Here is a 25910-nt window from a genome sequence, read left to right as displayed (position 1 = left end):
TTAAAAAGCTATATTTACACATAGCTTTTATCCGTTCCAAAATGAAGGGCGAAGTTTCATCTGGAGAATCCTGCTTCGCCACTAGTAAAATTCAGTGTTCAACTGAATTATTTGTTCATTACGATGAATGCTACTACTACTGCGATGATCGGTAGGGCTTCAACTAATGCAACCCCGATGAACATTGTAGTTTGAAGAACGCCACGAGCTTCTGGTTGACGAGCAATACCTTCTACTGTTTTTGATACGATAAGACCGTTACCGATACCTGCACCAAGTGCACCTAAACCGATTGCGATTGCTGCTGCTAATAAACCTAATGAACCTGTCATTTGAAAATTTCCTCCTTGGAATTGTTTGTTTTTTTGTTGTTCAAGCATATGATATATGCTTTATATTAATGGTCATCGCTCACTTTATGAGCCATGTAAACCATTGTTAACATTGTGAAGATAAAGGCTTGGATAAAGCCGATGAAAATTGAGAAACCTTGCCATGCCATCATTGGAACGATTGCCCCGATGAATCCCACAGCACCTGATGATGCTAAACCGGCTAATAAGCCAAGTAAAATCTCACCCGCGTAAATGTTACCGTAAAGACGTAAACCTAACGTTAATGTATTTGCAAATTCCTCTACTATTTTAAGTGGGAACATGAAAGACATTGGTTTAAAGAATGTACCAGCATAATGGCCTGTACCCTTCATTTTTACACCATAGAAATGCGATAAAACTAAAATCATCGTTGCCAACGTCATCGTTACAGTTGGGTCAGCTGTTGGTGATTTCCACCAAAGTTCATGACCATAAGCGATTGAGAATGGAAGACCTAATAAGTTAGATACTGCGATAAACATAATTAGCGTAATACCTAGAATGTGGAATCGACCACCAGTTTTCCAGTCCATATTGCTTTTGATGATATTCTTAACGAAGTCCATAATCCATTCCATGAAGTTTTGCATACCAGTTGGTTTTAGTTTTAAGCTTCTAGTTGAAATAAAGGCAATTAAAAATACGATAATTGCAGCAACTAGTAACATCAGAACTGTCGATTTATTAAAAGTTAAAAAACCGACTTCTAGTAACGGAGCTTCATGATTCATTGTTATTTTTCACCTCTCTTTCTAATTTAAAGCACATTAGCGGTTCCTTACATGTGACACAATTCTCTCGACAAAGAGAAAAACGTACGGAATCATTAGCCCTATGACCGTGCTAATTAAGTGAAAATAGTTTGGCAACGAAATGGCTATTGCGACTGCCGCAACACCTGATCCAAAGCGAAGTGCTGTACCAAGTGAGCCTATTTTCTTCCCTTCACTAATGGACCTGTCAAACTTCTCCATACGGCGAACTAGAATCCAAAAATTATACGTACCAAAGAATGCACCGACTGCGATGCCCGCAAATACAGTTTGAAAGGAAGTGAATCCCCAGCCTAATGCGCAGAGTGCAAGCAAAAAAAATAACGCCCTCTTCTGCACAGCAAAAATGTGATGCAAATCTAGCATTGGTTGTAATCTCCTGAATCAAATTTTCGAGTATTGAAAGCGTTTGCTGACCACCATGTGAAATCAGAAAAGAGCAGTGAAAGGCACTACTCACAGCGGAATAGTAATGGGAGAGTCATTTCAATTACAGGTGTAAATACCCAAAAAATAACTTTACACCCCTTACCAACTCGGTAAAAACCGAAACGCACAAAACGTTGCAAATCGACAGTTTTATTTTGAACTGTCAATTTAGTAGAAAGTTGATATAACAAGTGTTTCAACGTCCTAATTATGACTGAAACCCTTATCATTCTTACCCTTTGTAAGCATACAATAGGTGATATTTGAAGTCAATTGGTAATAGAGAAAAACTTCACAACCTATATACTCTTGTCAAATTGTTGACAAATTTGTGTATGAAATTTCATAGTTTCAAATGTTCTTATTTTCTTGGCTCATAGAAAAAGCTAATTTACGACATAATTATGCTCATAAATTAGCTTACCCAATTCAACAGGTACATTAGACTTATTTTTTAATTTAATTATAGTACATTAATTAGTTTTTTGTAAAAAACCTAGCAATGCCTCTACAATTCGTTTAGATGCATGTCCATCACCATATGGATTTGATGCTTGTGCCATCGCCTCATAAGCCTTTTTATCTGTTAACAATTCTTTAGCTAAGGCGTAAATTGTATCTTCTTCAGTTCCTGCTAGCTTTAGTGTTCCAGCTGCAATTCCTTCAGGGCGCTCTGTTGTGTCTCTAAGGACAAGAACTGGCTTCCCTAGTGATGGTGCCTCTTCTTGGACGCCACCTGAGTCCGTTAAAATCATGTAAGAGCTCGCCGCGAAGTTATGGAAGTCAAATACTTCAAGAGGCTCTATTAAATGTACACGTTCATTGTCACCTAAAATTTCATTTGCGATTTCTCTTACAGCAGGATTCATATGGACCGGATATACCACTTGAACTTCATCATGCTCAGCTAAAATTCGAGTGATTGCTTTGAACATATGACGCATTGGCTCACCAAGATTTTCACGACGATGTGCCGTTAATAAAATCATGCGATCTTCGCCAATTTTGTCTAATACAGGATGCGTGTAATGTTCGCTAACAGTTGTAGCTAATGCATCAATAGCCGTATTACCTGTTACAAATATTGTATCAGCGTTTTTATTTTCATCTAAAAGATTCTTTTTAGATACTTCAGTTGGGGCGAAATGTAAATCAGCCATTACACCTGTTAACTGGCGGTTCATTTCCTCCGGGTATGGTGAATACTTATTCCAAGTTCGCAGTCCTGCTTCAACATGCCCAATTGCGATTTGGTTATAAAACGCCGCCAAGCTTGCAATGAAAGTCGTTGCTGTATCACCGTGTACCAAAACGATATCCGGCTGTGCTTCCTTCATTACTTGATCTAAACCTTGCAATGCGTTTGTCGTCACATCAATTAATGTTTGACGATCTTTCATTATATTTAAATCATAGTTCGGTGTTATTTCAAATGTCTCTAGTACTTGATCTAGCATTTGGCGATGTTGTGCTGTTACTGTTACAATAGATTCTATTTGCTCAGGATACTTTTGTAACTCCAAAACAAGAGGAGCCATTTTAATTGCTTCTGGTCTTGTACCAAAAATCGTCATTACTTTCCATTTTTTCATCAAAACGATCTGCACCGTCCTTTTTGTTATTGTATGAAAAGGACACCACACCAGTTGAAGTTCAACAAGAGGAGTACTTACCTAGACATACTATGAAACGCCCTTCAAAATTGAAGGACGCTTTCACAAATTATTAGTTTCCTAAATGAGGAAATTCATAACAACATTTTTATTTTGTGCCGAATAGGCGGTCTCCGGCATCACCTAGACCAGGTACAATATAGCCATGATCGTTTAGCTTTTCATCCAAAGCAGCAATGTAAATATCTACGTCTGAATGTTCTTCTTGAATAGCTTTGACACCCTCTGGTGCAGCGATTAAGCACATGAATTTAATGTTTTTAGCTCCACGTTTTTTCAATGAGTTGATAGCTTCCACTGCTGAACCACCAGTTGCTAACATTGGATCTACAATAATGAAATCACGTTCTTCCACATCTGCTGGAAGCTTTGCGTAATATTCAACTGGTTTTAATGTTTCAGGATCGCGATAAAGACCAATATGGCCAACTTTTGCTGCAGGGATAAGCTTTAGTACGCCATCTACCATACCAATTCCTGCACGTAGAATTGGTACAATCGCTAGCTTTTTACCAGAAAGTACTTTTGTTTTCGCAATCGTTACAGGTGTTTCAATTTCAATTTCTTCCACTGGCATATCACGTGTAATTTCAAATGCCATAAGTGTTGCTACTTCGTCTACTAGCTCACGAAATTCTTTTGTACCTGTATTCTTGTCGCGAATATAAGTTAATTTGTGTTGGATTAGTGGATGATCAAATACATAGACTTTGCTCAAAGGGATTCTCTCCTAACCGTTCGGATTTCATTTTTATCTCAACTAGTATAACAGAAAAAAGGAGCCGCCTCAAAAATAAATTTAAGGCAACTCCTTTTATTATATTTTCTTTGGACCAAGTGAGTTATTGATCAAGAATTAAATCTAACTCTTCTATTGCCATTGGTTTAAAATAGAAAAATCCTTGTCCAACTGTACAACCTAATGCACGGAGTATTTCAACCTGTTCTTCTGTTTCAATTCCCTCTGCCACAGAAATCATTCCTAAGTTTAAAGCCAATTGAATAATCGAGCGTACAATAGCAAGCGTTGCAGGATCCTCTAACGCATTAATAAAGCTTCGATCAATCTTTAATTCAGTGAATGGTAATTGTTGCAGATAGCTCAATGAAGAAAATCCTGTCCCGAAATCATCCACGGATGTTTTGAAACCATAGCTTTTTAATTCTTGTATAATTTTATAGGCAGATTGGAAATCTACTAAACCTATATTTTCTGTTACTTCCAATATAATATTACTTGGTTCTATACCATACTTCCGAACGAGCTTTAGCGTATCTTGAACAAAATGCGTATAGTAAAAATGATCAGGTGAAATATTGACTGCTATTTCCACTAATTTCTTTCCTAACTTTTGCCGCTCTGCCAGCCATGAAAGCACAGTTTCTAAAACTAAAACGTCAATTTCTCTAACCTTTCCTGCACTTTCCGCTACTGGAATAAAGATTGCTGGTGACACAAAGCCTAGCTTTGGGGATATCCAGCGTGCAAGAGCCTCTATACTTTGAATCTCTCCATTCCGTAAATCTACTTTTGGCTGTAAATGAACTGTAATTTCTTTATTTTTGATTGCCTGTGACAAATGATTTAAAACAGTCATTTGCTGTACCAGAACATCATTTTTTTCTGTCGTAAAAATTTCAATATGTGTACCTGGTTTATCGGTAGCAAAGGAGAGCGCATTATCAGCAAACCGAATTGCATCATTAATCTTTATGTCATCATTAAAAGAAGCAATGCCTGTTTTTAACGTGATGTAGATTTGTTTTCCTCCTATTATAAATGGCTGCCTAATTGTCTCTTTAATACGGCTTTCATATTTATTTAAATTTTCCTCGAAAGTCATGGTGGATAAAATTAGACTCGAGCTAGTAAATCTAGCAATATATTCGCGATCCGCTGGTTTGTCTTGCTCTAGTCGTTTGGCGAGCTGCCTTAATAATTCATCGCCAAATTCTCGCCCATACAATTCAACCACTTGATGAAATTCGCTTGGCTTTACAATTTTGATATAACCATTTTGTCCACGTTCAACCTCTTTTTCGAGGAAATTCACAAAGCTATGACGATTAGGTAAACCTGTTGTAATGTCAGTATAGGCTAGATCCCATATTTTTCTTTGTGCTCTTGCATACGTAAACGCTAAGGCAACAAGCGCACCAATTTTACGAAACATACTTTTAAAATATGAGGAGTCATTCTGTGCTTGCTCATAATATATTGAAAATAGCCCTATGGCTTGCCGCTGTTGATTGCGTATAGGTATAAATAATCCATACGGTTTGTGCGATGAGGCAGCAAACTGTTTATGTTCATCTGGAATATGTACCTCATCCAAGTTTTCAATGAAAATAGAGTTTTCTGATTGCATAACCTTCGTAAAAAAATCATTATTTTCACAGCATCTCGGTACATCTTTTGATCGACAATTATCTGTAAAAGCCTGTAATAGATTGCTCTCTGTTTTGATGAGAACCATACTTGAAGTTTTCGGCATAAAAAACTCATCAATTCCATGACAAATAATATGCATCTTTTGCTCAAAAGAGCTATCTCTCTCTATCGCCTTATACATATCATTTTCTAAACGCATTAAGAAATCTTCTGTATGATAATACGTAACATCTTTCATAAGGACCAACACATATTGCGTAATATTTGTATCATTTCGAAATGGTAGTGCTTGTATTTCTGCCCAAAATAGGGGTTTATTGATACCTTTATGATGTAGCTTTGCTTGCACCAGGATACCGTTATGTATTTTTTCTTTGATCATTTTAATGGTTGTCATTTTTTCATCTGATAGCCATGCAAAATAATTAGTTTTTAGGATTTGTGACCTCGAAGCATTTGTAAGGTTACAAAAAGATTCATTACACTCTACTATAATATGATGATTTGTTGCATCAAAAATTACATAGCTTTCCTTAGAATTATCCCCTAATTTAAGAATACTATTTAATAAAACATCATTATCTACATCTAACGATTTAGTGACCATCCAACCCCTCCGTCTCTATCACTTCATCCCATTTCCATTGTACATAATATTTAATTAAATTTTCACTTTTATTAAAAAAAACTTCTTTTCTTGGACACTATCTGTCCTCAGTCTACTATAATATATTGCTTTCTACTGATTATATGTAAATTTATTCAAAATAAAGAGGATTATTCTACTTAATTAAAAAAATATGTATTTTATTGTTTTGAAATAAAAAACTGTGTTTAAAGTGAAATTTTCACTCTAAACACAGTCTATAAATGAGATTAAGCGTATAATGGATGTTTATCTGTTAATGCTTTTACGCGATCTTTTGCATCCGCTTGAACCGCTTCATCTTCAGGGTTTTTAAGAACAGCTGCAATAATTGCACCCACTTCTTTCATATCTTCCTCTTTAAAGCCACGAGATGTAACGGCTGGTGTACCGATACGAATACCTGAAGTAACAAATGGAGACTCCGTATCGTAAGGGATTGTATTTTTGTTAGTTGTAATGCCCACTTCGTCTAATGCATGCTCTGCTACTTTACCTGTTAGACCAAGAGATTTAACGTTTAATAGTAATAAGTGGTTATCTGTACCACCAGATACAATTTCAACGCCCTCTTCAATTAGTACTTCAGCTAGAGCTTTTGCATTTAATTTTATTTGTTTTGCATAGTCTTTAAATTCTGGTTGTAATACTTCGCCAAATGCAACAGCTTTAGCAGCAATGACATGCATTAATGGTCCACCCTGAATTCCAGGGAATACAGATTTGTTTAATTTTTGCTCCCATTCTTTTGAAGCAAGAATTAATCCACCACGTGGTCCACGTAATGTTTTATGTGTAGTTGATGTAACAAAGTCTGCATACGGAACTGGAGATTGATGTTCGCCAACAGCTACAAGACCAGCAATATGTGCCATATCCACCATGAAGTATGCACCTACTTCATCTGCGATTTCACGGAATTTAGAGAAGTCGATTTCACGTGGGTATGCAGAAGCACCTGCAACAATAAGTTTTGGCTTATGCTCTAATGCTTTTTGACGCACATCTTCGTAATCGATAACTTGTGTGTCTTTTGTTACACCATATTCCACAAAATTATAAAGAATACCCGAGAAATTTACAGGAGATCCATGCGTTAAGTGACCACCATGTGAAAGGTTCATACCAAGAACCGTGTCACCTGGTTCTAAAATTGTGTGGTATACAGCCATATTCGCTTGCGCACCAGAGTGTGGTTGCACGTTTGCGTATTCTGCTCCAAAAATTTCTTTCACACGATCACGTGCGATATCTTCAACTACGTCTACATGCTCACAGCCACCATAGTAGCGTTTACCAGGATAACCTTCTGCGTATTTATTTGTTAGTACAGAACCTTGAGCTTCCATTACTGCTTCTGAAACAAAGTTTTCAGATGCAATCAATTCGATATTTGCTTGTTGACGTTTTTTTTCTGCAAGAATTCCTTCTAATACTGCTTTGTCTTGTACTGCTAATTTTTCATATGCCATGTTAGAAAAAGCCTCCTAGTATCCTCTATTATTTATATACAGCACGTTCCCCGCCAATTAGCTTTGGACGTGTTGTTGCAATCGTCACCACTGCTTCTCCCACCATTTTCACTGATGTGCGAACTGGGACAGCTACTGCTTTCAAATGCATACCAATTAATGTTTGGCCAATATCAATACCTGCATGTGCCTGAATGGTTTCAACAACCACAGGGTTAGCAAAACGCGTATAGGCGTATGCGGACATAGAGCCACCAGCAGTACGTACTGGAACTACCGCCACTGGATCGTAGCCAAAGCGTTCAGCTGTTGATGCCTCCATTGTAATAGCACGATTAATATGCTCACAGCCTTGAAACGCTAAATGTAGCTGGTGTTTCATTGCAAATTCTTGTAACGGCTCGAAAATCGCTTCCCCTATCTCCAATGCGCCTGCTGTGCCAATTTTCTGACCAATCACTTCAGATGTAGAGCATCCTACGACAAAAATAGTATGAGGTCGTAATGTTACCTGCTCTTCAAATTCACTGAGTAACTGAGTCAAATGCGTTCGTATTTGTTTTACAACCATTAAGCTCAGCTCCTTCATCTATATCCATTAAAATCATGCCATATATGACATCCTTGATGAATGCCATATATGGAATAACAATCATTTATTGCTCAAGTTCAGTAATTTTTTCGATGCGTCGTGTATGACGACCACCTTCAAACTCAGTTTCTAGCCACGTTTGGACAATTTCACGTGCAAGACCTGGGCCAATAACACGTTCCCCCATAGCTAAAACATTAGAGTCATTATGGCATCGTGTTGCCTTCGCACTAAATACATCATGTACTAGCGCACAACGAATACCGTTCACCTTATTTGCAGCAATTGACATACCAATTCCCGTGCCACAAATTAAAATGCCTTTATCAAATTCTCCGTTCGCTACACCATCTGAAACTGGCTTTGCGTAATCCGGATAGTCTACTGAATCCGCAGATTGTGGACCAAAATCTTCGTAGCTAATATGAAGCTCGTCTAGTAGCTGCATGATCTCACGACGTAGGTTGTTGCCTCCGTGATCAGAAGAAATTGCTATTCTCACTGGGTTCCCTCTTTTCGAATTATAGTCAACCTTAGTGTACCACTTCTTTCTGAAGAATAACACGATTTTTCTTGTATTTTTATGCTGATTTCTCCTAAAAGACGAACATTTATTGTTAACAAGCTAAAAATAATTCACTTTTAAGTTATTTTTCCTGTGGATAGTGTGCATATCCTGTTAATAAATTCGGATAACGGTCTTTTGTTGTAATATTCTATCTACTAAAGTTTTTTTCACATTTTATATACAGTGGACAAACTAACTCACTATTTCTTCCAAAAATAAAAAAACTGTCTATAAATCCGATTTTTCATCGCATTTATAAACAGCCTTTCAGGACTAAGCCTGTCGATCAAATTGTTGAATCACTTTATGCAAAGCTTCTGATTGCTTTTTTAAACTTTGTGCTAGGTGCTCTACCTGTTCAATAGCATAGGCTTGCTCTTCAGCCGCACTACGAACTTCTTGTGCACCCGCTGATGTTTCTTCTGCAATTGCAGCCACTTCTTGTGATTGACGAGCAGTTGTCTCAATATTGTGCATTTGCTGTTCAATTAGTGAAGATATCTCTACAATCGCTGTTGCCATTTCATGTACATTAGATGACATACCTTCTACAGCTGTCGTTGTTTCAGATACTCGATCTGCTTCCTTCGTTGCAAAGGCTACCTGTTCATTCATTTGTTTAACTACGACCTCAACATTTTGCTGCATAGACTGGATCAAAGCTGTAATCCCTTGGACAGCTTTTGCACTTTCATCTGCTAAACCGCGAACTTCTTCCGCAACTACAGCGAAGCCTTTTCCATGTTCTCCTGCACGAGCTGCTTCAATTGATGCATTTAAAGCTAGTAAATTTGTTTGTGCCGCAATATCACCAACTAAGCCTATAATACGCTCAACTTGACCCGCATTTTCTTCTAATGCATGAATGCTTTTTAAGGCCTCATTGTTACCCGTAGCTATTTGCTGAATACTATTAACTAATGTTTCGATTGCATTTGTTGTTGTCGATAAATTATGTAATATCTCTGTAGATTGTGATGCAGATGCCTCTGCTCTACTATTTACTTCTGTCGCAAGAGCTCGTACATCCTCAATTGCCTCAGCGGTATCTTGTACAGCTGTCGCAGATGCTTCGGCTCCTGCCGAAATATGCTTAACGGTTGACGCAATACCTTCTGCTTTTCGAGTAGCGACTCCCGCTTCATCTGAGAGCTGAATGATCGATTGATTGGTCTGTTGGAAATTTTGATCGATACTTTCCACCATTTGACGTAAATTTAGCACCATTTGTTGGAATGCCTCTGCAACCGAACGAATCTCATCGTTTGTTTTTGGCATTTGAACATCCTGTCCAATTTTCCCCTCTGCTACGAGAGTTGCGGAATGCTCAAGTTGTTGTAACGGTTTAATTAAAATTACGCTAAAAATGGCAGCCAATATGCCTGACCATGTAATTCCTAATGCATAAGTCACCACTTGAAACACTTTTCCATTAATACTCGGGAAGAAGGTCGGTTGTAAATATTCAATAAATATAAAACTGATACTGTAAGTAATTAATGCTAGCACGCTCACAAATAACACCAATTTAAGTCGTAAACCAAATTGTTTTTTCATAGGGCTCCTCAATTCTATTTTAGTTTTTGTATTAATTGATCAACCAATTCATGTAACTCCGCATATGTTGCTTCGTATATTGCTCTATTACCACCGTAAGGATCGACTACATTCTCCAGGCTACCTTCATTCGTATACTCTTTCAATGTAAATACTTTATGATCAGTTCCTGGGAAACTTGAAATGACAGTGTCTTTGTGAGCGGTAGTCATCGTTAGGACTAAATCTGCCCAGTCCATTTCTACCATGGATAATTGTGTTGCAGAATGCTGATGAGACATCCCGGCATCATTTAACATTTGTTGCGCATGTGCTGACATTTGGGCATTAGGCATAGCATAAATACCTGCAGAACGTACTTCTAAATTGTCTATTTGTTTATGTTTTAATATGACTTCTGCCATTGGACTGCGACAAGTATTGCCTGTACAAACAAATAATATTTTCACACTTATCACTCTCCATTTTTATATGAATTATTGCTGAATAGCTAGGATACTCATGAGTATAAAAATAATGCCAGCAACGATTTGAATTTTATTCCCAAAAAAGACTTGGCTCCTACGTGCAATGACTAATGACCCATAGGCGCAAATCAAGGCACTCAAGCCTGCACTCATAATAAAAATTGTTTTTTCTAAGTTTAGCATACCAAAAGAAACACTAACTGAAAAGGTATCTAGGCTTGCAGTCACGGCTAAAAGTACGGGGGAAATTGTAACTTTTTCATCCCGGTGAGAGAATAATAGTAAATGCACGCCAATGCAAAATAACAAAATACTCGATATCCATTGTCCCCATTCTAATAGAAAACGAACTAAATAGTTTCCTAATTCAAATCCCAATAAAGGAAAAATCATATGCAATGCAGCCGTCCATATTGATAAAAATAAGCGATATCTAACATTCGGCAGCAATACATATAGACCAATAACATCAACAGACGTTAATATACCTGCAAGAATTCCCTGCAAGAATGCACTCCTTCTCTCCCTAATATTTTATCATTTTATGCTCGAAAATACATTATTATCATATTTGTCCACATAAGTTTTTCGTTTTTATAAATATGATCCATGCACATAAAAAAGGACAAAAGACATGTGAATTTTCAATGTCTTTTGTCACTCAACTTTATTTATAATGAATACCATTTGCCCCCAGAGGCCTTTTCAAGTCTATTCATAATAGCTGCCCCTACGCCTTCCGTCGAAGTTGTCGTAGCTAAAATAACGGTAGCTGTTGTCTTATCACATGCTCTAAGTGCATGGTATAACGAAGCACCCATTTCTTCTTTACTTCCCTCTTCACCTACTGAAAAGTAAAAATCAGCTTTACTATGTTGGAAATTTTCAGGTGCAAGAAGTGCTACGGCATGTCCTTGCTGCTGTAATTGTTGAACAGCTTTGCTTACTTCCCCATCATGACAATTGATTAAGTATACCGGTGCATTTGGTGCATAATGTGTATATTTCATGCCCGGAGCCTTTGGAGTCTCTTCTAATTTCTGCTCTATTTTGGTTGGTTGAATAACCGGACCAATTTTAGCTTCAAGCATCTCCTTTGTAATGCCACCTGGACGTAAAATTACTGGAGGCTCATGTGTCACATCTAATACAGTAGACTCTAGCCCAATACCTGTGGAACCTCCATCTAAAATATAAGGTATGTACCCTCCCAAATCATCTAAAACATGGATTGCTTCTGTTGGACTCGGCTTACCACTACGATTAGCACTTGGAGCAGCAAGTGGTTTTTGAAGCTGCTGTAATAAGGCAAGCGCTACTGGATGGTCTGGCATCCGAATACCGACAGTCGATAATCCAGCCGTTACACTTTGAGCCAGCACATTTGGTTTAGCAGGCATCACAAGCGTTAACGGTCCTGGCCAAAATAAATCCATGCATTGTTTGGCAATGTCAGAAATATGTTCTATATAGTTCGTTACTTCCTCTTTTGTACCAACATGAACAATTAAAGGGTTATCTGAAGGGCGGCCCTTCGCTTCAAATATCTTCTTCACTGCCACATCATTTGTGGCAACAGCTCCTAGCCCATAAACCGTTTCTGTCGGAAATGCTACTACCTCTCCCGCATTTAAGATATCCACAGCTTGTGTATAATTAATTTGACTATTCACATTACTGTCCACAACCTTGCAAACGGTTTCCATGATTAAAACCTACCTTCACTTATTGATTCTTACTGAATTATCCACATATTGTTTATAACTTCTTAAAAAATGTGCATAAGTTATCTGAATTTGTGAACAATTCATGCAAAAAGCCCTTTCACCCATTCCCAAATAAAGAATGTTACTTGCTCTTCCTCTTCTGGCTCTTCTGCTTTTACTTCTTCTTTTTCAGGCTCGCAAATGGATGGGAATATACTGCACCACCAGTTATCGCCACGCGCATCACCAATTTTAACTACAATGGAGTGATACACATTTTGTGGATATAATACCGCTCCCTGTCTTTTAGGCGGAAATAAGTTATCCCCAACCACTACCTGTGTATCAATCTGTGGATAATTTTCGCTTAATTCTGTTTCAATTTGTTGCTTTAATGTTTGGATTTGCTCATTCCCCGCAACTCCTGCAGTTACTACTTGCATAAAATAGGGCTTTAATTCTTCCACAAGCTGCTCTTTCTCATACTGATCTTGTGCTGTATTGCTATTAGCAATTACACGAATTCTAAAATCGTTTTCTTGTTCTTGATTAGTAGCCTCTTTTGCAAAACCTACTAATGATGGAATATATAAAACACATAGCTGTAAGGCAATGGCCACTACTACTAATCTAGCAAACGCTAGAAAGATATTTTGTTTAGGCAATCTAATAAACTTGTATTCATTTAACATGTAAATCCCTCCTTGCTCAACATTGTTGGCAAGATAAAGACACTTTATACATGAATCTCACAAAAAATCATTCGCGGTTTCCCATTAATATCTTTTTCTATCGAAATCGTAGCCTGTGGAAAACTATCTTGAAAGAATTTTGCTACTTTTTCACCTTGTGTATAGCCGATTTCTAATCCAATTAATGCAGGTCTATTCATATACATTGGCAATTGCTCTGCTAATTGTCGATATAAAATAAGACCATCTTCCTCCGCAAATAGTGCGCTATGGGGCTCATGCTTTAGTACAACATCTGACATAGCTTCAGCCTCATCAAATGCGATATATGGAGGATTCGATAAAATAATATCAAATTTTTCACCCGCGAGCGGAGCAGTTAAATCTCCCAACCTACAATCGATATCGGCCTCTAATCTCTGTGCATTTTTTTGTGCTGTCGCTAATGCATCCTCGGATAAATCAGTTGCTACGACCGTTAACGCAGGACATTCCAGCTTCATTGAAATGGCAATAGCCCCACTACCCGTACCTATGTCAGCTACCTTCAATGCTTGATGTTGAAATAGTTTAGTCATACGATTAATAGTGCCAAGAATTAGTTCTTCCGTTTCCGGTCGAGGAATTAAAACTGATTCATCGACGATAAATGAACGACCATAAAACTCCTCACTTCCCACGCAATACTGAACTGGGCGACCATTGACATGTTCTTCTATAAGAGCTCTAAATTTTACTTGCTGTTCTTCTGTTAATTTATCCTGTAAATGTAGCATAACCTCTGAATAACTTGTATCAAGTATATGCTGCATAACAATACGTGCCGCAGTTTGCTCCCGACCATTATCCACTAAAAAAGAAGAAGCCCACTCAAGGGCCTCCATCACATTTTTATAAGTCATCATTTAAACGCTCTAACTTCGATGCTTGTTCTTCTAAAATAAGCGTATCGATAATTTCGTCCAATCTACCTTCGACGATTTGATCTAGCTTTTGAATCGTTAACCCAATACGGTGGTCTGTTACACGGTTTTGTGGATAATTGTATGTGCGAATTCGCTCTGAACGATCACCAGAACCCACAGCTGACTTACGTGTGGCATCGATCTCTTTTTGTGCTTCTTGCATGTACATATCTGCTACACGAGCTCGTAAAATTTTCATAGCCTTTTCACGGTTTTTAATTTGAGAACGCTCATCCTGCATGGAAACTACAACACCCGTTGGTAAATGGGTCATACGAACCGCAGACATCGTTGTATTTACAGATTGACCACCCGCACCAGAAGATGCAAATGTATCTACACGAATGTCTTTTTCATGAATTTCAACGTCTACTTCCTCTACCTCAGGTAAACATGCTACTGTTGCTGTTGATGTATGAATACGTCCTTGTGATTCGGTAGCTGGTACACGTTGTACACGGTGTGCACCATTTTCAAATTTGAACTTTGAATAAGCACCTTGTCCGTTAATCATAAAGATCACTTCTTTATAGCCGCCCATTGGATTTGGAGTGGCTTCCATAATATCAATTTTCCAGCCTTGTGTTTCTGCATAACGAGAATACATGCGGAATAAATCACCAGCAAAAATATTTGCCTCGTCTCCACCAGCCGCTCCACGAATTTCCATAATAACGTTCTTATTATCATTAGGATCTTTGGGAATTAATAAAATACGTAAGCGTTCCTCAAGTTCTTCCTGCTGTGCTTTTAATAGGTTAAATTCTTCCTTTACCATTTCATGCATATCAGGATCTTTTTCGCTATCTAACATTTCACGTGTATCTACTAATTGCTCTTTGACATTTTTATATTCACGATACGAATCCACAGTTTCTTGGATATCTGACTGTTCCTTCGAATATTCACGTAATTTCTTACTATCATTAACAATATCCGGGTCGCTTAAAAGCTCTGTCAGCCTTTCATAGCGATCCTCCACTGCCTGTAATCGATCAAACATGGATTTCACCTCTATTTAGTTTCTTAAATTGCTCCTATTTACCAAGAGCTCTCCATTAAAATTATGCTCAAGCATAATGGTTATTTACAATGTGTATGTCCACTACTTAGTATAAAAAACTTTTCGCATATACGCCACTTTTTCTTAGTGCTTCATACTGTGATCTTCCATTATAGCGAAGGATGAGCATGACATTTTCGGCATACTGGATAATAGGAATCATTTCCACCAATTTGAATTTGATCTCCTGTATATACAGGCTGTCCATTTCCATCTACTCGTAAATTCATCGTTGCTTTTTTATGGCAGAACCAACAAATGGTTTTCATTTCTTCAATTTTATCTGCATATGTAAGCATGTATTGGCTGCCTTCAAACAGTTCATTTTGAAAATCATTTTTTAAGCCAAAGCCCATGACTGGAATATCTAATTCATCCACAATGTTAGCAAGTTGTAAAACATGTGCTTTTTTTAAAAATTGAACTTCATCCACAAGTACACAATATGGTTTAACCGAATTGTTTCTCACAAGTTCAAAAATATTTGTATCTTCATAAACAGGAATGGCTTGCTGTCTTAGACCTACTCGACTGGAAACAAAACCAACCTCATCACGTGTATCTAAACCTGATGTAAACATCATTACAGGTTTCTGTTGTTCTTCATAATTATGGGCAACTTTTAAAATCTCTATTGATTTCCCACTATTCATTGCACCATGTTTAAAATATAGCTGCGCCATACTGTCTTCTCCCTTTCTTTTGGTCGATCTGTATTTTGAAAAGACTTGCATCAACGTGTCATATTTACTGAAAAAAATACCTGCCAAGCACATGCTTGGCAGGTATTAAACTAACATTAGTTTTTAAGACCGTATTTTTTGTTGAAACGATCCACGCGACCATCAGTAGACGCGAATTTTTGACGGCCAGTATAGAATGGGTGACATTCGTTGCAGAACTCGACAACGATGTTTTCTTTTACTGAACCAGTTTTGAAAGTGTTCCCACAAGAGCAAGTTACTGTTGCTTCTTTGTAGTCTGGATGAATTCCTTGTTTCATATTCGTTTTCTCCTCTCGCCCTGAACCATCTGGAACAGAGTATTATCGAACTGTACCTTACATAGCCCGAATATGAGTGAAACCATCAGCTATATATGTACACGTTGCATACTTATGAAGTATAGCATAGGCGTTTTATTATTTTCAAGAAAAAAATATCAAAAGAAATATTTCAATAGTTTTTATCCACGAACCTCACGATAATCATTATCTTGTAACCCTATTTTTTCATTTCGCTCTTTGAAACGGATATTATGGGAAGAAACATAAGCAACTTTTGGTGCATCAGGTTCTATTAATAGTTTTGCACTATTTAACGCTAATACGCCATCTGTAAAGGCACCTGCTATTAACCTAACTTTACTTGGATGATCAATAAAATCACCCGCCCCATAGATTCCTTCTATATTAGTTTCTCTCTTTTCATTGACGAGTGCTACGCCATCTTCTATATGTAATCCCCATTCTTCTAGTGCACCATAATCGCATTTTAAGCCATGGTTCACAATAACGGCATCTACTTCAACTCGCTCTATCTCTTCCGTCTCTTTATTCATAATCGATACAGATTGTATTACATCTCCATCACTATGTAATTGCACTACCTCATACGGCGTTTTTACACATACGGAGGATTCCTTCATCCGTAAAACGTTCTTTTCATGACCACCAAAGTCCTCTCGACGGTGTACGATCGTAACACTTGCTGCAATTGGCTCTAACTCATTCGCCCAATCGACAGCTGAATTACCACCGCCTGAAATTAAAACATGTTTATTTCGGAAAATCTCTAATTCCTGAACAGTGTAGTGTAAATTAGTTACTTCATAGCGATCTGCTCCTTCTATTTCAAGCCTTTGCATCGTTAGAACGCCATAACCAACTGCCAAAATCACTGTTTTGGAATAATGCTTTTCACCCGTCGAGGAAGTTAATATAAATGTTCCATCCGGTTGTTTTTCTAATCCTTCCACCTTTTGATTTAAAACAATTGTCGGATCAAAAGTTTGAGCTTGTTCAACAAGCTGTTTGATAAGCTGGCCGCCTAAAATAGGAGTAACTCCACCAACGTCCCAAATCATTTTTTCAGGATAAATTAACATACGACCACCGAGCTGAGAGCTATACTCGATAATTTTCGTTTTTAAATCTCGCATGCCACTATAAAAGGCTGTATAGAGACCCGCTGGACCACCGCCAACAATCGTTACATCATATAGTTCTTTCACCATTATTAGATTCCATCCCCTTCATGCTAATTCCGAGAATTATGACAGGCACTCGGCTACCCTACCTTTATTGTTTACAAAAATACTTTCACTATTTATTCCTTTAATCGTGCTAATAAATACAAGAAATAAGGAGCGCCTATAACGGCTACTACGATCCCCGCTGGAATTTCTGAAGGCTCGAGTATAGAACGACCTATCGTATCAGCCATTAAGACGAGAAAACCACCTAATAATGCAGCTGCAGGGAGTAAAAACTGATGCTTTGCCCCAACCAGTTGGCGAGCCAAATGTGGAGCGATGAGCCCTACAAAGCCAATGCCACCACTTACAGAAACACTAGCGCCTGCTAAGCCAACTGCTGCGGCTAGTAACCAACGGCGCTCTTTTTCAATCGAAGCCCCTAATCCGACAGCTGTTAATTCGCCTAAATTCAAAATGTTTAAAACCCGCGATTTCGCATAAACAAATGGTAACAAGATCACTAACCATGGTAATAATGAAAGAACAAATCTCCAATTTGAACCCCATATACTCCCTGCCAGCCATGTTGCCACAAACTGATAATTTTCAGGTGATAGGCGTAGTGTTAGGACAATCATTGCTGAACTAATCCCTGCTGCTACAGCTACCCCTGTTAAAATTAAACGCATGGGTGTAATACCTTCATGTCGTTTATAAGAAAGGGAATAAATCAGAACTGCCGTTAAGCCCGCTCCTATAAAGGCAAGTACTGGCAGTAAATAGACAGGTGCCGCCTTCGTTGTTGGAAAAAATGAAATATACAACATAACTGCAAGACCAGCACCCGCATTAATCCCTAAAATACCCGGGTCCGCTAAAGCATTTTTAGAAACACCTTGTAAAATAGCACCTGATATAGCTAAGCCCATTCCCACTAATACAGCTATCACAATTCGCGGAAGCCTAAATTCAAATAGGATTAATTGTTGCTGTGCATCTCCTTGTCCAAAAAGAGTCTTAAAAACCTCCATTGGTGTTAGCTTAATCACTCCAGTATTCATACTAATCACAAAGGTAATGAAGATTAACACAAGCAATGTAGCAATAATGATAAAATTTTTCTTTTTTGTCTTCTGCTGACTTGGCGTTAAATAGCTGTTACTCATAGCTCTTTCCCTCCTTTACGTGCTAAATACAGGAAGAAAGGAACACCAATAAAGGCAATTAAAGCACCAATCGGCGTTTCATAAGGAGGATTGATAACGCGTGCTACTAAATCAGCTAACACCACAAGCAACGCTCCATATACTAACGAACAAACGATAATCCAGCGATAATCATGACCAACTATGTATCTCGTTAAATGGGGAATTATTAAGCCAACAAAACCAACTGCTCCTACAACAGAAACTGCCGCACCCGCTAAAATTAACACAATGATCATTCCCCATACTTTTACAACACCCGTACGTTGTCCAAGCCCAACAGCAATTTCCTCCCCTAAGCTCAGTACAGTGATTGAACGTGATAAAATAAGAGCTCCTATCATCGCAATAAGTATCCAAGGTGATAATATTTGTAGATGGCTCCATTTTGTTCCCGAAACACCGCCCGCATACCAAAAAGCAAGGTCTTGACCAATACGGTAATAAAGGGCAATTCCTTCTCCGAGCGCTCCAAGCAATGCACTAACAGCTGCACCAGCCAAAACAAGTCGCATAGGTGTTAAACCACCTTTAGACAGTGACCCAATACCATAAACAATGGCCACCCCAAGACCTGCTCCAATAAAGGACCATAAAATTAAAAACATGTAAGGCATACCAGGGAAAAAGGCAAAGCACACTGCCAACATAAATGCGGCTCCCGAGTTCAAGCCTAACAATCCCGAATCTGCTAATGGGTTACGTGTCATACCTTGCATAATCGCCCCCGCTACCGCAAAGCTTGCTCCTACTAGAGCTGCCCCGAGTACTCGCGGTAAGCGGATATCATGAATAATTTGATGTGTAGTTAATTCCGGTGAAAAATGGGTAACCGCTGTCCAAACAGTACCCAGTGAAATATCTGCTGCACCAAAAGAGATCGATAAGCCAATAGCTAAAATTAATCCAATTACTCCTACAATTAAAGCTACTACTCCACGGATCGGATGAGATCGTTTCTGTAGCTCCTCTAAATCGTTGAGCTCTCCTACTCCTGTCGACGTAGTCATTTTATTTCCTCCTTATAAACTTCCCAATAAACATACAGACTAGATTTTATTTCTTCATATCGTATAGCTGATAGGATAGGCAGATTGGATTTTTACTATATGGACAAACAGCCATTTCAGCATCAATATTGAACACTCTTTGTAAATTTTCCTTTGTCATCACTTCTTCTGGACTTCCATCCACCATTAAATTCCCGTCTCTCATGGCCATGATAAAGTGGGAGAAACGTGATGCATGATTCAAATCATGTAATACCATGATTATTGTTCGACCTTCTTCTTTATTTAACTTTTGTAAAAGCAATAAAATATCTAGCTGATGGGCTAAATCTAAATATGTGGTTGGTTCATCCAGTACTAGAATATCAGTGCCTTGTGCTAATGCCATGGCAATCCAAACCCTTTGGCGTTGGCCACCTGACAATGCTTCAATTGGTCGATCACTAAATTCCCTTAATCCCGTCACATCAATAGCCCAATGGATATACTCATAGTCTTCCTTACGCAATGTACCAAATCCGACTTGGTGAGGAAAGCGACCATATGATACTAGCTCAAAAACAGTTAAGCCTCCTGGAGCTGTTGCTGTTTGAGGCAAAATAGCCATTCTTTTGGCTACTTCCTTGGTCTTCAATTGGTGAATTGCTTTACCATCTAAATAAACCGCCCCATTTTGAGTTTGTAGTACACGAGCCACTGCCTTTAATAAAGTAGATTTACCACAACCATTTGGACCGATAATTGTGGAAATCTGCCCTTTTGGAATTTCCACACTTAAATCATTGACTATGAGCGTCGAGGAATAACCAATCGCCACACGATCTATTTCTAGTACTGACATAATTAACTTCCTTTCATTTTTGAGAGTGCTTTGAACCAACCTTATATTTGCAGACCAAATTGAGCTGTATACAACCCATAATAAGCATGTTTTCGTTCCATTAATTGCTCATGTGTTCCTTCTTCAATAATGCCTTTTTTCGATACAACAACAATTCTATCTGCATCCTTAATCGTTGCTAATCGATGGGCAATTACCAACGTCGTACGACCAATAGAAAGCTCGTTTAATGCTTGTTGAATAGCTTGTTCCGTTTCAGTGTCCAATGCCGATGTTGCTTCATCAAGTATTAAAATTTTTGGGTTTTTCAGGAAAATTCGTGCAATGGATAGTCTTTGCTTTTGACCTCCTGATAACTTCACACCTCGCTCACCAATTAATGTATCCATTCCCTCTGGGAGTGCTTTAATGACATCGGTCAGCTGTGCGCGCTGAGCTGCGTACCAAATATCTTCTTCACTAGCATTCAGATTGCCGTAAGCGATATTATCGCGAATAGTGCCATCAAATAAAAAGACATCTTGTTGAACAATCCCAATATGACCACGTAATGATTGCAATTTGAAATCGCGTATATCCACAGCATCAATTTTAATGGAGCCTTCATTGACATCATAAAAACGTGGCAGCAAACTGCAAATTGTAGATTTTCCTGCTCCTGATGGACCTACTAGTGCAACTGTTTCACCAGGGCGAACCTGTAAATTAATGTGATGTAAAGTACGATTCGCATCTGAGTAGCCAAATGATACATCCGTGAATGTGATTTCACCATCAATTTCATCGATGTCTTTCGCTTCTGGTCGATCCGCTATCTCGGGCTCTGTTTCAAGAAATTCAATATAGCGTCTAAATCCTGCCATACCTTTTGGATAGCTTTCTATAAACATGTTGATTTTATTAATAGGGCCTAGCAGAATCCCTGAAAGTAAAATAAATGCGATAAAGTCTCCATTAGATAGATCGCCATTTAGGACAAAATAAGCTCCAACAAATAATGTAAATAATGACAATACCTTTGTTAAAATACCTGAAATGGCTTCATTCCAAGCCATGACCTTATAAGAGAACAATTTAGTCATTCGGAATCTTTCATTGTTTACCTTAAAGCGTTTAATTTCATGATCCTCATTTGTAAAAGCCTGTACAACACGAATACCGCTGACATTGTTTTCAACGCGAGCATTAAAATCAGCAATATCACCAAACATTTGACGAAATGCTTTGGACATTAATTTTCCGAAAATGATCGTCAGAACTAGGATGATCGGCACAAGTAGGAAAATAAGAATTGTAAAGGTTGGATCTATGTAGAACATCACACCAAATGTCCCTATAATGGTCATTGCTGCAATAAAAATATCTTCAGGACCGTGGTGGGCAAGCTCACCGATATCCATTAAATCGTTTGTTAATCGCGAAACAAGATGTCCCGTTTTATTATTATCAAAATATCTAAAGGAAAGTTTTTGTACATGGCTAAAGGATTCCTTTCTCATATCCGTTTCAATATTAATCCCTAGCATATGTCCCCAGTACGATACGATGAAATGGAGTATGGAATTAAAAATATATAAGGCAAATAACAATAAACTCGCCATAATAATCCACTTTAGTTCGCCATCTGGCAAAATATCATCAATTACTTTATTTAAAACAATTGGAAACGCTAATTCGATTAATGCTACTAAAATGGCGCAGCTAAAATCTAAAATAAATAAGCGTTTATATGGTTTGTAATATGAGAAAAATCGCTGTAATAACATGGTTGTAGCCTCCTATTGCAATATCAATCTTCATATCTACTAATTTATTTTTGTTGAGCCTTCGTAAACTCTACTATTTTGTCAGCCAGCTCTTCAGCTTGATGGAGACCCGAAAGTGGATCAGAGGCAAAATAATATTCAGATGGAAGCTCTATGATTTGATTATTTTTTACGACATCTAAGCTTGTCCAAGTCCCTGGTAACTTCCCATCTTTGTTAAAGAAATTAATCATGAAGTTATAATCAGCTACAAAATCACCTACTACCTCGTAGGAAATCTCATAACGTCCGCCACTCGCCTCTTTTGCATCATATAACTCCTGCACTTTTTCTTGAGGCTTCAGGCCCAAAATTTGATAGAGTGCTCTACCACCTGATACGCTTGAATTTCCAACAATCGTTGCATTTTTTTCAAACATTTCATAAATAGTAAATGTTGCGCCGTCTGGAACCACATCATTTATTTTTTCCTTAGCTGTAGCTATTCGATCTTCAAACTCATTAACAAAAGTTTCAGCTTCTTTTTGTCTTCCTAAATAACTTCCCATCGCCTTAATTTCCTCTATAGCTGATGAATGAGCATCTTCAGCAAAGACAATTGTAGGTGCAATTTTTTCATATTTTCCTACATCTTCTGGATTCCATGTAATGATTAAATCTGGCTTTAGCTCTAGAATTTTTTCCAATGATACCTTCCCATCAGTCCCAATATTCGAAATTTCCCCATCCTTGTAGTGTTGTTTTAAAAACGCAGCATAATTGAGGTTAGCTGTTACCCCTCCTACTGGTACAACATCTAACGCTAAAATTTGGCCTAGATACCAGTCTGTGATGACTCTTTTTGCTCTCACTGGAATTTCTACTTCACGGCCACTGTCATCTGTCACCATTCTCGTCTCTATAGTATCTGGAGTAGTTTGTTCCTCTACCTTCGATGAGACCGAATCTTCATTACATGCTGCTAATAAAACAAACAGACTCAGAAAAAAAGGCAGTTTTATATGTTGAATCATCTTTTGCATCATGATTTCATTTTCTCCATTCTCAAATCGGTTTGCTTGCGCGAGCTGATTCTCATTGTATTGAAAATGATTCTCATTTGTAATGGCCATTTCAGACATATAGGATGTATATTTCAGCCTAAAATTACTTGGTGCCATATTTGTAGCCTTTTTAAAGGCACGACTAAAATAGTATTCATCTTCATAGCCAAGTGAAATTGCAATTTCCTTTATACCAAATTGGTTTTCCACCAAATATTGTTGTGCCTGCTCAATTCTTAATTGCTGTAAATATATTTGTGGTCCTACCCCATAGCGTGCTTTAAAAATTCGTAATAAATGACGTGTGCTAATATGAAGCGTATCTGCCAATGTTTGTATAGATAATGCTTGGTGAAGATGCTGATGAATATACAGTCGTGCTACTTCTGCCTTATCCATTTCATGCGGGTTCCCCTGCCCATCTGCTAATTCTTGAAACACACGATAAACAAATTCATACAAAGAGGCTTTAACTGAAAAATGATCTTGAATAGAGCCAGACATCCATTTGCTATACATATCTTGAAGTATGTTGTGAATGGCTATTGGATTAGCAGGCACACAAGAGAAGTTTATTTGAAAAGGTTGATATTGCATCTGTAGATGTTGCATAAAGGCATCCTTGTAGATGACATCTCCTTCATAACGTATGAGGAAGTAGCTAACACTATGCTGTGCATTAATTTGTAAACATTGAGATTTACCAATGTGAAAAATACTGAAACGCTGTACATAATAAGGCTGTTCATCAATGATAATTTGCGCCTCGCCTGCTGTTATGATAAGAAACGAACTATTAGTTACTACCTTTGAAACTTGAACTTTTGATTTATTTATGTAATTAATATGCTTCATTTGAACATAGGCATTTTGCCAAAGCAGCATGTAGGCATCATAATTCATCCGAATCTCCTTCAAAAAGATATTTATTAACTTCATTATATTGATAATGATTATCAATTTCAATAAACATTTATTCATTTAAAAATATACAAAAAAATCACCATTGACAATTATTTGTCAATGGTGATGGCTGTTCTATAATAAACCTTTACCTTTTGTTGCTTTTTTCATATCTTCGTTCAGTTTTTCAAAAAATTCTTCGTTCGATTTTGTTGTACGCAGTTTTTTCAGGAAGCGTTCCGCAAAATCAGGCGCATCTGAAAATGTTTTACGAATCGCCCATAGTTTTTCAAGTTGTTCAGGCTCAAGCAATAACTCTTCCTTACGTGTACCTGAACGGCGAATATCAAGCGCAGGGAAAATTCGGCGCTCTGCCAACTGGCGATCTAAATGAAGCTCTAAATTACCTGTCCCCTTAAATTCTTCGTAAATAACCTCGTCCATACGTGAACCAGTATCTACTAAAGCAGTTGCTAATATCGTTAAGCTACCGCCTTCTTCAATATTTCGAGCCGATCCAAAGAAGCGCTTAGGTCTATGGAAGGCAGCTGGATCGATCCCCCCTGAAAGTGTACGTCCACTTGGAGGAATGACAAGGTTAAATGCACGTGCCAAACGTGTGATGGAATCCATTAATATAATGACATCACGTTTATGTTCCACTAAACGGCGTGCACGTTCTAAAACGATCTCTGCCACTTTAACATGATTCTCTGGAACTTCATCAAACGTTGAGCTAACAACATCTGCATTTACAGATCGTTCAATATCAGTTACTTCCTCAGGACGTTCATCTATCAGTAGGACAATAAGCTCTGCTTCTGGATGATTTGTCGTAATAGCGTTTGCAATTTCTTTTAATAAAGATGTTTTCCCCGCTTTCGGCGGTGCAACGATTAATCCACGCTGACCAAAACCTACAGGCGCCACTAAATCCATAATACGTGTTGATAAATTACGCTGAGTTGTTTCCAGTTTAATTTGTCTGTTTGGATATAACGGTGTTAGTGCAGGGAAATGCACACGTTCCTTTGCAACTTCAGGATCCTCGCCATTGACGGCATCAACTTGTAATAATCCGTAATAACGTTCATTCTCCTTAGGTGGTCGCACCTTCCCAGATACCTTGTCCCCATTACGAAGATCAAAGCGACGAATTTGAGATGCAGAAATATAAATATCCTCTTTACTTGGAGAGTAGTTTATTGGTCGAAGGAAGCCAAAGCCCTCTTGCGAAACAATTTCAAGTACGCCTTCCATAAAGAAATAGCCTTCTTGCTCTGAACGCGTTTTCAAAATAGCAAATATTAATTCTTTTTTCGTTAGCTTGCTATAATATGAAATTTTATATTGGCGTGCAAGAGCGTAAAGCTCTTTTAACGTCATGTTTTCTAATTGAGCGATTGTCAATGCAGACATATGCACAACTCCAGTCTTTTTCAAAATATAATACAATTATTGGGGTTATCATCGAAGATTTTTTACGAACGAATGGCTCTGTTCCCACGATACGGTTACCTCAGTAGGTCAATAATAAATACATAGTCCACCATATGATGAAACATTGCCTTACA

Annotated in this window: 25 protein-coding genes; all 25 read right to left on the bottom strand. The window is 37.9% G+C overall.

Annotation, left to right across the window (positions count from 1 at the left end; translation table 11 throughout):
• Positions 1–107 precede the first annotated feature (107 nt).
• The 25 genes from atpE to rho all read right to left on the bottom strand — a co-directional run bounded on the left by atpE (position 108) and on the right by rho (position 25755).
• Positions 108–332 (bottom strand): F0F1 ATP synthase subunit C, encoded by a 225-nt coding sequence (atpE, locus tag KVT27_RS17750; RefSeq protein ID WP_004269474.1) that lies wholly within the window; start codon positions 330–332, stop codon positions 108–110.
• A gap of 65 nt (positions 333–397) precedes the next feature.
• A complete protein-coding gene (atpB, locus tag KVT27_RS17745) occupies positions 398–1108 on the bottom strand; it encodes a F0F1 ATP synthase subunit A (RefSeq protein ID WP_036123061.1) in 711 nt (236 codons plus the stop codon).
• A gap of 36 nt (positions 1109–1144) precedes the next feature.
• On the bottom strand, positions 1145–1516 hold the full coding sequence (locus KVT27_RS17740) for an ATP synthase subunit I (protein WP_008180553.1): 372 nt from the start codon (positions 1514–1516) through the stop codon (positions 1145–1147).
• A gap of 536 nt (positions 1517–2052) precedes the next feature.
• Complete coding sequence (gene wecB, locus KVT27_RS17735) at positions 2053–3174, bottom strand: non-hydrolyzing UDP-N-acetylglucosamine 2-epimerase (protein ID WP_305799932.1); 1122 nt, start codon at positions 3172–3174, stop codon at positions 2053–2055.
• Between the two features lie 166 nt (positions 3175–3340).
• Positions 3341–3970 carry a uracil phosphoribosyltransferase gene (gene upp / locus KVT27_RS17730; protein WP_008180557.1) on the bottom strand — a complete coding sequence of 210 codons (630 nt, stop codon included), beginning with the start codon at positions 3968–3970 and terminating at the stop codon, positions 3341–3343.
• A 124-nt stretch (positions 3971–4094) separates the two neighbouring features.
• A complete protein-coding gene (locus tag KVT27_RS17725) occupies positions 4095–6251 on the bottom strand; it encodes a bifunctional diguanylate cyclase/phosphodiesterase (protein ID WP_217581694.1) in 2157 nt (718 codons plus the stop codon).
• A gap of 269 nt (positions 6252–6520) precedes the next feature.
• Positions 6521–7762: a serine hydroxymethyltransferase gene (glyA, locus tag KVT27_RS17720; protein ID WP_008180561.1), complete on the bottom strand. Its 1242-nt coding sequence runs from the start codon at positions 7760–7762 to the stop codon at positions 6521–6523.
• Positions 7763–7790: 28 nt separating this feature from the next.
• Positions 7791–8333, bottom strand: a complete 543-nt coding sequence (locus KVT27_RS17715) for a TIGR01440 family protein (protein WP_025114771.1) — start codon at positions 8331–8333, stop codon at positions 7791–7793.
• A gap of 85 nt (positions 8334–8418) precedes the next feature.
• The gene (rpiB, locus tag KVT27_RS17710; protein WP_036145253.1) at positions 8419–8856 is read right to left on the bottom strand and encodes a ribose 5-phosphate isomerase B; all 438 of its coding nucleotides are present in this window, start codon (positions 8854–8856) and stop codon (positions 8419–8421) included.
• Between the two features lie 339 nt (positions 8857–9195).
• The gene (locus tag KVT27_RS17705; RefSeq protein ID WP_036123044.1) at positions 9196–10479 is read right to left on the bottom strand and encodes a methyl-accepting chemotaxis protein; all 1284 of its coding nucleotides are present in this window, start codon (positions 10477–10479) and stop codon (positions 9196–9198) included.
• Positions 10480–10493: 14 nt separating this feature from the next.
• Positions 10494–10928, bottom strand: coding sequence for a low molecular weight protein arginine phosphatase (locus KVT27_RS17700; RefSeq protein ID WP_150908213.1), 435 nt, complete (start codon positions 10926–10928; stop codon positions 10494–10496).
• Positions 10929–10955: 27 nt separating this feature from the next.
• Positions 10956–11453 carry a manganese efflux pump MntP gene (locus tag KVT27_RS17695; protein WP_217581693.1) on the bottom strand — a complete coding sequence of 166 codons (498 nt, stop codon included), beginning with the start codon at positions 11451–11453 and terminating at the stop codon, positions 10956–10958.
• A 164-nt stretch (positions 11454–11617) separates the two neighbouring features.
• A complete protein-coding gene (locus KVT27_RS17690) occupies positions 11618–12652 on the bottom strand; it encodes an L-threonylcarbamoyladenylate synthase (RefSeq protein WP_150908214.1) in 1035 nt (344 codons plus the stop codon).
• Between the two features lie 101 nt (positions 12653–12753).
• On the bottom strand, positions 12754–13344 hold the full coding sequence (locus KVT27_RS17685; protein ID WP_036123034.1) for a stage II sporulation protein R: 591 nt from the start codon (positions 13342–13344) through the stop codon (positions 12754–12756).
• 44 nt (positions 13345–13388) lie between these two features.
• Positions 13389–14249: a peptide chain release factor N(5)-glutamine methyltransferase gene (gene prmC / locus KVT27_RS17680; RefSeq protein WP_036123032.1), complete on the bottom strand. Its 861-nt coding sequence runs from the start codon at positions 14247–14249 to the stop codon at positions 13389–13391.
• Positions 14236–15312, bottom strand: coding sequence for a peptide chain release factor 1 (gene prfA / locus KVT27_RS17675; protein WP_008180577.1), 1077 nt, complete (start codon positions 15310–15312; stop codon positions 14236–14238). Before prfA ends, prmC begins: the two co-directional genes overlap by 14 nt.
• Before the next feature lie 170 nt (positions 15313–15482).
• Positions 15483–16055: a thymidine kinase gene (locus KVT27_RS17670; RefSeq protein WP_025114779.1), complete on the bottom strand. Its 573-nt coding sequence runs from the start codon at positions 16053–16055 to the stop codon at positions 15483–15485.
• A 116-nt stretch (positions 16056–16171) separates the two neighbouring features.
• Entirely contained in the window at positions 16172–16375 is a 204-nt protein-coding gene (gene rpmE / locus KVT27_RS17665) for a 50S ribosomal protein L31 (RefSeq protein ID WP_025114780.1), read from the bottom strand.
• Positions 16376–16557: 182 nt separating this feature from the next.
• Entirely contained in the window at positions 16558–17607 is a 1050-nt protein-coding gene (locus KVT27_RS17660; protein ID WP_217581692.1) for an NAD(P)/FAD-dependent oxidoreductase, read from the bottom strand.
• Positions 17608–17699: 92 nt separating this feature from the next.
• Positions 17700–18734, bottom strand: a complete 1035-nt coding sequence (locus tag KVT27_RS17655; RefSeq protein ID WP_025114782.1) for a FecCD family ABC transporter permease — start codon at positions 18732–18734, stop codon at positions 17700–17702.
• Positions 18731–19783, bottom strand: a complete 1053-nt coding sequence (locus tag KVT27_RS17650) for a FecCD family ABC transporter permease (RefSeq protein ID WP_036145242.1) — start codon at positions 19781–19783, stop codon at positions 18731–18733. The genes KVT27_RS17655 and KVT27_RS17650 overlap by 4 nt, the downstream gene beginning before the upstream one ends.
• Before the next feature lie 46 nt (positions 19784–19829).
• Positions 19830–20624, bottom strand: a complete 795-nt coding sequence (locus tag KVT27_RS17645; protein WP_008180587.1) for an ABC transporter ATP-binding protein — start codon at positions 20622–20624, stop codon at positions 19830–19832.
• A 41-nt stretch (positions 20625–20665) separates the two neighbouring features.
• A complete protein-coding gene (locus KVT27_RS17640) occupies positions 20666–22390 on the bottom strand; it encodes an ABC transporter ATP-binding protein (RefSeq protein WP_217581691.1) in 1725 nt (574 codons plus the stop codon).
• A gap of 44 nt (positions 22391–22434) precedes the next feature.
• Positions 22435–24336, bottom strand: a complete 1902-nt coding sequence (locus tag KVT27_RS17635; RefSeq protein WP_217581690.1) for an AraC family transcriptional regulator — start codon at positions 24334–24336, stop codon at positions 22435–22437.
• 135 nt (positions 24337–24471) lie between these two features.
• Complete coding sequence (gene rho, locus KVT27_RS17630; RefSeq protein ID WP_012292741.1) at positions 24472–25755, bottom strand: transcription termination factor Rho; 1284 nt, start codon at positions 25753–25755, stop codon at positions 24472–24474.
• Positions 25756–25910: the final 155 nt, after the last annotated feature.

The sequence above is a fragment of the Lysinibacillus sp. GbtcB16 genome (assembly GCF_019091145.1).
GTDB classification, from domain to species: Bacteria; Bacillota; Bacilli; order Bacillales_A; family Planococcaceae; genus Lysinibacillus; species Lysinibacillus fusiformis.
Note: the sequence above shows the minus strand (reverse complement) of the source record. Positions and strands in the feature narration are given on the sequence as shown.